This is a genomic window from Bacillus sp. EB106-04-04-XG123 (genome assembly GCF_058791855.1).
Map to the genome: position 1 here is coordinate 765,533 of NZ_JBYTDZ010000002.1, position 11,922 is coordinate 777,454.

General features: G+C 41.9%; 9 protein-coding genes and 1 riboswitch. Of the genes, 4 read left to right on the forward strand and 5 right to left on the reverse strand.

All coding sequences use genetic code 11. The features are described 5' to 3' along the window. Positions 1-197: 197 nt before the first annotated feature. The 4 genes from garR (at position 198) to AC3WTB_RS09345 (ending at position 5,298) form a co-directional block, all read left to right on the forward strand. Complete coding sequence (gene garR / locus AC3WTB_RS09330) at positions 198-1,091, forward strand: 2-hydroxy-3-oxopropionate reductase (RefSeq protein WP_492333628.1); 894 nt, start codon at positions 198-200, stop codon at positions 1,089-1,091. A gap of 7 nt (positions 1,092-1,098) precedes the next feature. Next, positions 1,099-2,520 carry a four-carbon acid sugar kinase family protein gene (locus AC3WTB_RS09335; RefSeq protein WP_492333629.1) on the forward strand — a complete coding sequence of 474 codons (1,422 nt, stop codon included), beginning with the start codon at positions 1,099-1,101 and terminating at the stop codon, positions 2,518-2,520. Positions 2,521-2,570: 50 nt separating this feature from the next. After that, positions 2,571-3,890: a gluconate:H+ symporter gene (locus AC3WTB_RS09340; RefSeq protein WP_151284927.1), complete on the forward strand. Its 1,320-nt coding sequence runs from the start codon at positions 2,571-2,573 to the stop codon at positions 3,888-3,890. 82 nt (positions 3,891-3,972) lie between these two features. After that, positions 3,973-4,085, forward strand: a riboswitch (SAM riboswitch). An 88-nt stretch (positions 4,086-4,173) separates the two neighbouring features. Beyond that, on the forward strand, positions 4,174-5,298 hold the full coding sequence (locus AC3WTB_RS09345) for a 5-methyltetrahydropteroyltriglutamate--homocysteine S-methyltransferase (protein ID WP_106025437.1): 1,125 nt from the start codon (positions 4,174-4,176) through the stop codon (positions 5,296-5,298). Positions 5,299-5,351: 53 nt separating this feature from the next. Here AC3WTB_RS09345 and bglH read toward each other — a convergent pair whose 3' ends face one another. The 5 genes from bglH to AC3WTB_RS09370 all read right to left on the reverse strand — a co-directional run bounded on the left by bglH (position 5,352) and on the right by AC3WTB_RS09370 (position 11,869). Then, complete coding sequence (gene bglH, locus AC3WTB_RS09350) at positions 5,352-6,770, reverse strand: aryl-phospho-beta-d-glucosidase (RefSeq protein ID WP_341084895.1); 1,419 nt, start codon at positions 6,768-6,770, stop codon at positions 5,352-5,354. Further along, positions 6,742-8,649, reverse strand: coding sequence for a beta-glucoside-specific PTS transporter subunit IIABC (locus tag AC3WTB_RS09355; RefSeq protein WP_492333630.1), 1,908 nt, complete (start codon positions 8,647-8,649; stop codon positions 6,742-6,744). The genes bglH and AC3WTB_RS09355 overlap by 29 nt, the downstream gene beginning before the upstream one ends. A gap of 327 nt (positions 8,650-8,976) precedes the next feature. After that, a complete protein-coding gene (licT, locus tag AC3WTB_RS09360) occupies positions 8,977-9,810 on the reverse strand; it encodes a BglG family transcription antiterminator LicT (RefSeq protein WP_024423922.1) in 834 nt (277 codons plus the stop codon). Between the two features lie 235 nt (positions 9,811-10,045). Beyond that, positions 10,046-10,861 carry a YwqG family protein gene (locus tag AC3WTB_RS09365; RefSeq protein WP_492333631.1) on the reverse strand — a complete coding sequence of 272 codons (816 nt, stop codon included), beginning with the start codon at positions 10,859-10,861 and terminating at the stop codon, positions 10,046-10,048. A 168-nt stretch (positions 10,862-11,029) separates the two neighbouring features. Further along, positions 11,030-11,869: a methyl-accepting chemotaxis protein gene (locus AC3WTB_RS09370; protein ID WP_126682509.1), complete on the reverse strand. Its 840-nt coding sequence runs from the start codon at positions 11,867-11,869 to the stop codon at positions 11,030-11,032. Positions 11,870-11,922: the final 53 nt, after the last annotated feature.

Genomic DNA, 11,922 nt, shown 5'->3' on the forward strand with positions numbered 1-11,922 from the left:
CTCTAAAGACCGGAGCTGATTCCGGTCTTTTTTTGTGACTTTTTTCATATTTTCCGTTGACACGTTCCTATCACGTCATGTACATTAAATGAACAATAGTTTATTTCCTACTATTAAATTTAAAAGATAGTATATATACTAACACAAAGAAAAGAAAGCGCTTTTTGTAAGGGTTTTCTATATAGGAGGCGGACAACGTGACAATGAAGATTGGATTTATTGGACTAGGTATTATGGGAAAACCTATGGCACTCAATCTATTAAAAGCCGGTCATACTTTAACGGTTTTTGACCTAAATGAGGATGCGATTCGATCGTTACAGAAAGCCGGAGCTAAAGGTGCTGTTTCAGCAGCTGAGGCAGCTTCTGAAAGCGATATCATCATCACAATGCTTCCTAAAGGAGAGCATGTAGAGGCAGTCGTTTCAGGTGATCAAGGCATTTTAACGACAGCCGCACCTGGCACTGTCCTCGTAGATATGAGCTCAATTTCTCCTGTAACCTCTAGGGCTTTAGCTGCTCTTGCCAAACAGCATCAGGTGGAATTTATCGATGCACCTGTCAGCGGCGGAGAACCGAAAGCAATAGACGGAACACTTGCCATCATGGCTGGCGGCGAAGAATCCATCTTTGAGCAAGTGAAGGATGTCCTGCTTGCGATGGGCACTGAGGTCGTATTAGTTGGGGCAAATGGCAGCGGCACAACAGCGAAGCTAGCCAATCAAATCATCGTCAATTTAAATATTGCCGCCATGTCTGAAGCACTCGTTCTAGCCGCTAAATCAGGCATTGCCATTGATAAGATGTATGAAGCCATCCGCGGCGGACTGGCAGGAAGTGCCGTTCTCGATGCAAAAGTTCCTCTCATCTTAGAACGAAATTTTGAACCTGGCGGACGCATCGACATCAACTTGAAGGATTTAACCAATGTCATGGAAACTGCTCATGATATCGGTGTTCCTCTTCCCCTTTCTAGCCAGCTGCTTGAAATCTTCCACGCCCTCAAAGCGGACGGAAAATCCGGGCTTGATCATGGCGGCATCGTTCAATATTACGAAAAAATGGCTCATGTCGAAGTAAAGAAAGGATGAGATGATCATGAAGCAAACTACTGACATACTGAATGCCATTCCGAAAGCAGATTCAAAGGCCATTCAATCAGCATACGAACAAGCACTGAGCAGCTTTCAGCATAAAGTCATTGTTTTAGATGATGATCCAACAGGGATTCAAACCGTACATGGCGTCTCTGTTTTCACCGATTGGTCAGAGGAAAGCATTGAGGCTGGTTTTCTTGAAGACAGCCGCATGTTCTTTATTTTGACTAATTCTCGCAGTATGACTGAGAAAGAAACTGCCGCTGCGCACGAAACCATTGCTGCAACCATTGTAAAGGTGGCTGAACGGCTTAATCAGGAATTCATCATTGTCAGCCGAGGAGATTCTACTCTTCGCGGACACTTTCCGCTTGAAACTGAGGTGCTCAAAACGACCATTGAACAGCAAAGCTCCCGTCAGTTCGATGGAGAAATCCTTCTTCCTTTTTTCCAAGAAGGCGGACGCTTTACGATCGACAATATTCATTACGTACAGGAAGGACACGAATTAATTCCTGCTGGTGACACAGAATTTGCAAGAGACCGTACATTCGGCTTTCAATCCTCTCATCTTGGAGAATGGATTGAAGAAAAGTCAGACGGATTGTTCACAAAAAAGAACACGACATACATTTCGTTAGATGATCTCCGGGCTTTACGCATTGAGCAAATCAAACATCAGCTCATGGGTGTGAAGGATTTCAAAAAGGTGGTTGTAAACGCTGTAGACTATGACGATGTCAAAGTCTTTGTCACAGCTCTCATTGAAGCCATTCAAGCAGGACAGCAGCTGATGTTCAGAAGTGCGGCGGCGCTCACAAAGGTACTAGGCGGTATAGGGGATCACGCCTTATTAACAAGAGGTGACTTGATACAAGAAGAAAGCCCTCATGGTGGCCTCATTATGGTCGGTTCTCATGTGAAAAAAACAACAGAACAATTAAAAGCGCTTGAGCAAAATAAAGAGATGGCTTTTATTGAATTTAATACACACCTCGTGTTAGAGCCTGATGCCTTTCGCAAAGAAATTGACCGTGTCATTCAGCAAACTGAAGCACTGTTGGCAGCAGGTCAATCTGTGGCTGTTTATACAAGAAGAGAACGGCTTGATCTTGGGGATGATCGCCAAGAGGAAGAATTAAAGCTCTCTGTACAGATTAGTGATGCTGTGACAAGTATTGTCCAGCGCCTCACCATTCGACCTAAGTATCTCATTGCCAAAGGCGGAATTACTTCCAGCGATATTGGGACAAGAGGACTTAGCGTGAGACGTGCGACCGTGGCAGGTCAAATCAAACCAGGGATCCCTGTTTGGCAAACAGGAGAAGAAAGTAAATTCCCTTTCATGTCTTATGTGATTTTCCCGGGAAATGTTGGGTCAAAGGATACGTTAAAAGAAGCTGTAGACATACTTGAAGGATAAGGCATAGGGGGTGTTTGCGCCCCCTTATGCACCACAAAGGAGGAAAGATCATGTCGTTAGTGTTTATTGGACTTGGCGTTTTGTTATTGCTTTTACTCATGGTTGTCTTTAAGTTAAACGCTTTCATTTCTTTGATTATTGTCTCTTTAATTGTTGCTGTGTTAGAAGGGATGACACCGCTAGAAGCGATTGCTTCCGTCGAAAAAGGACTTGGCAGTACGCTCGGACACCTGGCACTCGTTCTCGGTTTTGGAGCGATGCTTGGGAAATTGATGGCTGATTCTGGCGGTGCTCAGCGTATCGCGATGACACTCATTGACCGATTTGGCATCGGAAAAATTCAATGGGCGACAATGCTGACTGGATTTGTGATTGGAATTGCTCTATTTTATGAAACCGGATTCATTATTTTAATTCCATTAGTCTTTACGATCGCTCAGGCTGCAAGACTTCCTGTGCTGTATGTGGGCATGCCGCTTGTCGCTGCTCTCATCACCACACATGGCTTCCTCCCTCCTCACCCAGGGCCGACTGCCATTGCGAATGTCTTTCAAGCAAACATGGGACAAACCTTATTGGTTGGGATTATTTTAGCGATTCCTGCTGTTTTAGTAGGTGGACTTCTGTTTACAAAACTATTTAAAAAAGACCAGTTGCACGCACATATTCCAAAGAACTTATTTAATCCAAAGGAATTCACAGAAGAAGAAATGCCTAGCTTCGGTATTAGCATTTTCACCGCTGTTTTGCCTGTATTGCTTATGACTTTCAGAGCATTTCTAGAAATTTTCTTCCCTTCCTCCCCATTGCTGCCTACCGCTGAGTTTTTAGGCGAACCGGCGATTGCACTATTAATCTCAGTGCTGCTTGCCATCTACACGTTTGGGCTTGGAAGAGGAAAGAGCATGCAGGACGTGATGAAGTCCATCGCGGATTCTATCGGCTCTATTGCCATGATTTTATTAATTATTGCGGGCGGAGGCGCCTTTAAACAGGTGCTCATTGATAGCGGCGTCGATCAATATATTGCAGGGATTATGCAAGGAAGCACACTTTCTCCCCTGCTTCTGACTTGGCTCATTGCTGCTGTCCTTCGTGTCTCTTTAGGATCAGCGACTGTCGCCGGTCTCACGGCGGCTGGCATTTCTGCACCACTGATTGGCCTGACGGGTGTCAGCCCTGAATTAATGGTGATCGCAACAGGTGCCGGCAGTATCACGTTCTCTCATGTGAATGATGCGGGTTTCTGGATTTATAAAGAATACTTTAACCTATCAATGGCTCAAACCTTTAAAACGTGGACATTGATGGTCACCGTGCTTTCACTTGTCGGACTTGCTGGTGTTCTTGTTGCTGATTTGTTCATGTAGGAAATTAAATTGTAAAAACCATTGACTTTTCCCTGAAAAGGTTGAATAATTGTGTTTATTAAGAAAATTGAATCAAAAGGTAACCTTATTAAGAGTGGTGGAGGGACTGGCCCTGTGAAACCCGGCAACCGCTGTTCCTAGGAACAGAATGGTGCTAATTCCTTAAGCAAGCAGATGCTTGTTTGAAGATAAGGCAGAGTTCTCACAGTATATGATGCTCTTCCTTATCCAAGGAAGAGCTTTTTTATTTGATTTTTTAACCTGAAGAAAGAAGGGATTCAGCATGACACAAGTACAAACCATTGGAAAGAAAACAACGAAACCGCCATACCGCGCAGATCAAGTAGGAAGCTTACTACGTTCAGAACGCATCAAGGAAGCACGCAAGCTAAAAGCAGACGGTACGCTGACAGCAGAACAACTCCGACAAATTGAAAACGAAGAAATCACACGTATTGTAGAGAAGCAAAAAGAAATTGGGTTAGAGGTTGTCACAGATGGTGAGTTCAGACGTGCATGGTGGCATTTTGACTTTCTGGAAGGACTCGATGGGGTTGAAGGATTTGAAGCAGATCAGGGCATTCAATTCCATAACACGACGACAAAAGCAAGAGGGATCAAGGTAACAGGCAAGATCGATTTTACAGATCATCCAATGTTGGAGGATTATCGTTTCCTTCACAGCATCGCTGGTGATCATACAGCTAAAATGACGATTCCAAGTCCGAATATGCTCTTTTTCCGTGGAAAGCTTGAAGAAGGAGTGTATGACAGCTTAGAGGAATTCCACCATGATGTGGCACAGGCGTATAAGAAAGCCATCCGTGCTTTTTATGATGCAGGCTGCCGCTACTTGCAGCTGGATGATACGGCATGGGCCGTGTTCTTTTCTGAAAAAGGTCACGAACAAATCAAAGCCTTTGGCCGTGAAGAGGATGAACTTCGTGAGTCGTTTGCGAAGACAATCAATGAAGCTGTTGCTGATCGCCCAGAGGATTTGGTGATTACTATGCACATTTGCCGCGGTAACTTTAAATCAACTTGGGCAGCTGAAGGTGGTTACGAAGCAGCGGCAGAAACAATTTTCGCCGGCTTAGATCTTGATGGTCTCTTTTTAGAATTCGACGACGATCGTTCTGGCGGATTTGAGCCTCTTCGATATGTGAAGAACCCAAACCTTCAAATCGTACTAGGCCTTGTCACTTCAAAATACGGTGAGCTTGAGCCAGTTGAACAGATTAAAAAACGCATTGAGGAAGCGGCTCAATATGTGGACATTAACCAAATTTGTTTGAGTCCACAATGCGGATTCGCCTCAACAGAGGAAGGCAACCTGTTAACAGAAGAACAGCAATGGGAAAAACTGCGTCATGTGATTGAGATTGCTGATCAAGTGTGGACTTCTTAGTCCCTTTGACGAAAAAAAGACAAACCGCCGTATGAGCGGTTTGTCTCTTTTTGTTAAGCGTCTAAATGATCTCCATTCGTCGCAATCACTTGTTTATACCAATCGAAGCTTTTCTTTTTCTTTCTATCTAATGTACCGTTTCCTTCATTATCACGGTCGACATAAATGAAGCCGTAGCGTTTTTTCATTTCAGCCGTTGATGCGCTGACTAGGTCAATTGGGCCCCAGCTTGTATAACCGATCAGGTCGACTCCGTCTGCGATGGCTTCTCTCGCCTCTAGCAAATGGCTTCTGAGGTAATCAATTCGGTAATCGTCTTGAATTGATCCGTCTTCTTCTACTTGATCGACAGCACCCAATCCATTTTCTACGATAAACAATGGCTTTTGGTAGCGGTCATACAGCTGATTCAGTGTTGTACGAAGTCCTTTCGGATCAATTTGCCAGCCCCAATCACTTGCTTCCAGATATGGGTTTTTCACACCTTCAAATAGGTTACCACCAGTAACTTGTTCAAGGACCTTTGGATCTGTACTCGTCACAAAACTCATATAATAACTGAAGCCAATATAGTCAACTGTATGGTTTCTTAAAATGTCTTCGTCCCCGTCTTGGAACTCAATGTTGATGTCATTTTCAAGGAAATAACGTTTCATGTAACCTGGGTAATAGCCTCTTGCCTGTACATCTGAGAAGAACAATGTTTTGCGGTCTTGCTCAATTGCAGCAAACATATCCTCTGGTCTTGAGCTGTACGGATATGTGGTCATCGCTGCAATCATACAGCCAATTTTTGCATCTGGAATGATTTCGTGTCCTGCTTTAACAGCCAGAGCACTTGCCACAAATTGGTGATGCGCTGCTTGATATTGAATGCTTTTCTCATCTTCACCTTCTTCAAATACAAGCCCGCCGCCAGTGAAAGGCGCATGTAACACGACATTAATTTCATTGAAGGTCATCCAATATTTCACTTTATCTTTAAAGCGAGTGAACAATGTTTTAGCGTATGTTTCATAAAGATCCACAAGCTTACGGTTTCTCCATCCGCCGTAGTTTTTCACAAGTGCAAGCGGCATTTCATAGTGAGAGATCGTGACAACTGGCTCAATTCCATGCTTATGCAGTTCATCAAATACTCTTTCATAAAAAGCGAGGCCTGCTTCATTCGGTTCCGCATCGTCGCCATTTGGAAAAATACGCGGCCAAGAAATGGATAGTCTGAAGCACTTGAATCCCATTTCTGCAAATAGTGCAATATCTTCTTTATAGCGATGGTAGAAATCGATGGCATCATGATATAAGTTAAGGTCTTTCATTGATTCATCGAATGGGTGCATAATACCATGCGGTGATACGTCTGCTGTCGATAAGCCTTTTCCATCTTTGTTATTTGCACCTTCAATTTGGTTGGCTGCAACAGCGCCGCCCCATAAGAAACCTTTAGGAAATGTTTTTTCTAACTTGTTCATGTTGAATGCCCTCCTCTTTTTCTTCTACACTGACTGTAAGCAGTGTCTCTTTCACTGTAATTGCTCCATCTGTTTCAGCATCAACTTGAGCATAATCATTTGTGTTGGTAACAATAACAGGTGTAGTCACATCATAGCCTTCTTGCTGAATACCCTTGATATCAAATTCAACAAGCACATCTCCTGCTTTAACAAGATCACCGGACTGCACATGACTTGTGAAATACTTTCCGTCAAGCTTTACCGTGTCAATCCCGACATGAATAAGAAGTTCTGTGCCTTGGTCGCTCTTCAAGCCAATGGCATGTTTTGTGTGAAAAATGGTTTCAACCTTGCCATTGAACGGTGCAACAACGCGTCCAACAGTTGGCACAATGGCTGTACCCTTGCCCATGATTTCATTAGAGAATGTTGCATCATTTACTTGATTGAGCGGCTTTAATTGACCTTCAAGCGGGCTTTGTACCACTTCATTTTGAAGCCCTGCTGTGTCTTTTTTTTCTTCTGGTTTGTCTGCTTTTTTATCATCTTTCACTGGTACATCTTTGAATCCTAGAACAAGTGTCATGATTGATGCTACGACAAAGGCGATGATTAAGCCGATGATAGAGTAGACAAATGTTGGTCCAATGAATGTTGGGAGACCTGGGAGGCCTGCTGATCCAGATACCACATATGATTTTACTTTAAAGATCGACATGAACACGCCGCCTGTTGCTGCACCAATGAGGGCTGCAAAGAACGGTTTTTTCAATCGCATGTTCACACCATACATAGCAGGTTCAGTAATACCCATTAAAGCTGTAATACTTGTAGACATCGCCAATGATTTGAATGTTTTGTTTTTTGATCTTAAGAAGACACCGAATGCTGCGCCTGCTTGTGCCATATTCGCTACAAACATCATTGGAAGAATAAAGTCAAAACCGTTTAATGTAATGTTGTTAATCATGATTGGAAGCAGTGCATAGTGCATGCCCGTAATGATCAATGGTGACATGAATCCGCCAATCAAGAGTCCGGCCAGAATACCTGCATGTTTAAACAATAAATCAATTCCACCTGAAAGGCCATTACCGATAATTCCACCAAGTGGTCCAACCGCGATGAGCATAACCGGTACAACGACAAGAAGTGTAACTGTTGGAACAAGGATGATCTTTAATGATTTTGGACTATATTTTTCTGCGAATCTTTCAACATATGAGCCGAGCCAAATGGTAAGAAGAATTGGAATCACCGATGAAGAGTACACAACGGCAACCACTGGCAAGCCGAGGAATTCTGTATTTCCCGCACCCAGTAAAGCGGTTAACTGCGGGTGCAGTGCTGCTGCTGCAATGGCAGCTGCGATATACTGATTTGTACCAATTTTTTTGGCTACGCTTACAGCAAGCAGAATCGGCAAGAAGTAAAAGGCTCCATCTCCGATAGCTGTTAAAATCGCATACGTGCTGCTTTTATCTGATATCCACTGAAATGTGAGCATCAGTGCCAAAATTCCTTTGATCATACCGGCTCCAGCGATGGCTGGAAGAATCGGTGTGAAGACACCAGAGATAAAATCGAATAACTTTGATATCACATTCTGTTTTGACGCTTCGTCTGTACCGCCTGATTTTACATCTGTTGATAGTCCAGAGTCAGCAATCATCGCTTGATAGACATTTGAGACATCATTGCCGATAATGACATGATATTGACCTCCGCTTTGATTCACGCCCATGACGCCGTCTGTTGATTGCAGCTTTTCTTTATCTGCCTTGCTTTCATCGTATAAGTTGAAGCGAAGTCTTGTCATACAATGTGTGACTTGCTTAACATTTTTTTCACCGCCGACAAGTTCTAGCACTTCTTTTGCTGTTTGTTTGTGGTTCATTGTGTTACCCTCCAATCGTTGATTTCATCTTGATATAGAAAAAACCTAAACATCCATTAATGTCCGAGAAATAGCGATTCAGACATTAATCGATATTTAGGTTTTGCCTGCTTAACCAGTAACAATCCTTCATAGCGATTGATCGTTATTTAATTTTTATAAGTCTTTAGATATAAAAAAACCTAAATCATGCCTTATCAAAGATAGGGACAATGATTTAGGTTTTGCCTGCTTGACCAGTAACAATCCTAAAAGATTGTGGGTTATTTAGTTTATAGTTATAAATTATCATGTTAATTTTGTGATGTCAACGCTTTCTTTTTGAATTTATTTTCTTTTTATTACTCTGTCTATATGCAAAGTTAAATATAGCATTTCATCTTCTATGAGACTTCGGTTGTATTCTTTTTGAACATACTCGTTAATTTTTTCTGCGCATTGAAAAGCTGCAGTGTTTTTCTCTTTTACCACTTCATACAGAAACTCATTTTGATTTTCCATTTGAGTTTCGTTAAACAGACGCTGTCCGAAAAACTTCAAATGCGTCACAAATCGGAAATAATTTAATGATTCCTCGTCTAAATCAATTTGAAAGTGATACTTTACGATGTTTAAAATATCTTGAATGAGCTTGGTGATTTGAATCACGTTTGGCATTTCCTCATTGAGCTCTGCATTGACAATATGCATGGCAATAAAGCCGGCTTCATCCTCAGGAAGATGGATGCTCAGCTTGTCCTCAATGATCCGAATCGCTTCTAAACCACATCTGAACTCATCTTTATACAGCCGTTTGATTTCCCAGAGCAAGGCATTTTTGATGTCCATTCCTTTTTGATGACGTTCTATGGCAAAGGTGATATGATCCGTCAGCGTCACATAGATGCTGTCATTTAGATTTTTGTTAAGGGTTGTTCTCGCATGCTCAATAATCGCCTCGCACACTTGCATATACTCGATTGGAATATCATAAAGCAGGGTTTTGAATTTTTCTGATATATCTTTATTTTGAATAGAAAATACCTTCTCGATTCGTTCTTCGTCAATCGGGTCTCCGCTTTTCTTTTGAAACGCGATCCCTCTGCCCATAATGACCAGCTCATGCTGCTCGTCATCATACGCACTGACAACATTATTATTGATTACTTTCGAAATGATCAATTGATACCCCCCAGTACATTCCGCTTTTTCGAGCATTTTATCGTTGATTGATATGTCATTTTATTATTATTTTCAAAAAAGAGGACTTTAAGATGATTTTACATTTTTTTTTGATCCGGTCAACTAGTAAGAATGACATATTGCCTCTCAGAAATGACGAAATAGGGGCAAAAAAGTCTAAAAACATACACAAAAACACTCTATAAAGAGTGTTTAAAGTGTGTTTTTTACAAAATCAGGAGCAGTCCCAATTATAGACAACATTCTCGAAATTTTTTCGTTTGAGGTCTTCTGGTTTGATAAAGAAGTTGGCAATACCGCAATCTCCCCACATCAAATCTACTTCATCATCTGAGTCAATTTGTAATAACAAAACAGTATGTTCTTGATCTACATAGGTACGCGGGTCTTCTTGTGTAAACCCTGGGTACCCGCCCAATTTGTGACCAAAGCCACTCGCTGTTTCATAAAATTCATCCAGCAGGGCATCTGCTTCATCGCCATTAACACCATCTGCATCTTCGAATAGGTCCCAGCTGTTCTTTCCTGTGACTTTTTCAAAGCGGAAATCTCCTACACTGATCGTTTCGCTTGCTAATTCACCTGTAATTGCGCCTTCCTTCGTTACAGGAAAATAAAAATCGTCTGGAATTTTCACAAAAGAAAAATCAGTCAATAACTCTTCTTCTGCCAAGAAAGGTTCCTCAATAAATTTAATTCGAAAATCTTTTTGCTCTGTTTTATGGTCAATATTCATTCCATAAAGATCATCATGCACAGAAATAAAGACTTGCAAAAGTCCTGTTTCCGGATAATCCTTCAGCTTTGGCAGCTGGCCGAAATTAATTTGTGCCAAAAGTTTCATAGGATGTCCTTCGCCGTCAACTGGATATTCGTTGTTTTTGGGGAAGTAAGGATCACCAGCTATTTTGCTGTCGTATGGTCCTGTTTTTCCTTGTTTCATCTGCAATTGTATCATTGGTTTTTCCGTTTCATCTAACAACGGACGGTAGGGTGCAAGTATTTCTTGCAGCTTTGCTGATTGTGTCACGATGATCTTCCTCCTTATGAATAGGTCTAATGACAAAACTAGTCTCTCTTTTTCTATCATACAGAAGTGTATCCTGCCTGTCAGCGATAAAACGGTCATAATCCTAACAAGTTTCTCACCTTGAAATGATAAAAAACCTCCAATTCAGCTGGAGGTTTTGTCGTTCTTTTATTTCACTTGATAGTTCACTAAGTCGTTTGCTAATGCTTTCATCGTTTCGTTTGTTTCATGAAGGCCTTCAATAATTTTTGTAAAAGTGCCTACAAGTTCTGCCTGATGCTCAGAGGAAGCGACAATTTGCGCAATTTCTTCTTCCATTCCTTTGATTGATCCCTGCACATCTTTTAGGGCTGTTTCAATATCAGTTGTCGCCTGTTTCGCGTGAGTTGACAGCTTTCTCACTTCTGTTGCGACCACTCCAAATCCTGCTCCTGCTTCTCCCACTCTTGCAGCTTCTATTGATGCGTTGAGTCCAAGTAAGTTCGTTTGATCAGAGATACCTTTGATGAGATTGGACACTTGATTGATTTTAGAGGAATTTTCGACAGTGGTTTTCGTATTTTGTAGAATTTGTTCACTTGTCGCTTGTAGTTCCTCTGAATGTGCGGCAACCTGCTGTACCATTGCGACTAGTTTTTCGGAAGCTTCGTTGCTCTCCGTCATGATGTGCTCTAATCGTTGTTGATTGGTTTGGTCATAGGCCACACAGAAGGCAGCAACCACTTGACCTGATTCATCAGTAATTGGAACGGCTACGATATCCATTGGAATCCCGTATACTTCTTTCGGAATTTGGATAAACGATGGTTCTCTCCCATTTTTCAGCATCGCAAAGTTTTGGAATCCAGGATCTACTGTATCACCAGCTTTAAATCCTAAATCAATATTCCCATGTTGCTGATAATAAAGAACCTTCTCTTTCCCTAAAACAGAAAAGGTTAGCTGTTCTCTCATAGCAAGTCCAATGATTGGTAAAGCGTCTATAATGTTATCAATTCTCTGTGACATTCGCTTACGTTCATCCTCTCTTTTTCTCAGTACACCTTCTTTATCGGTTCGTT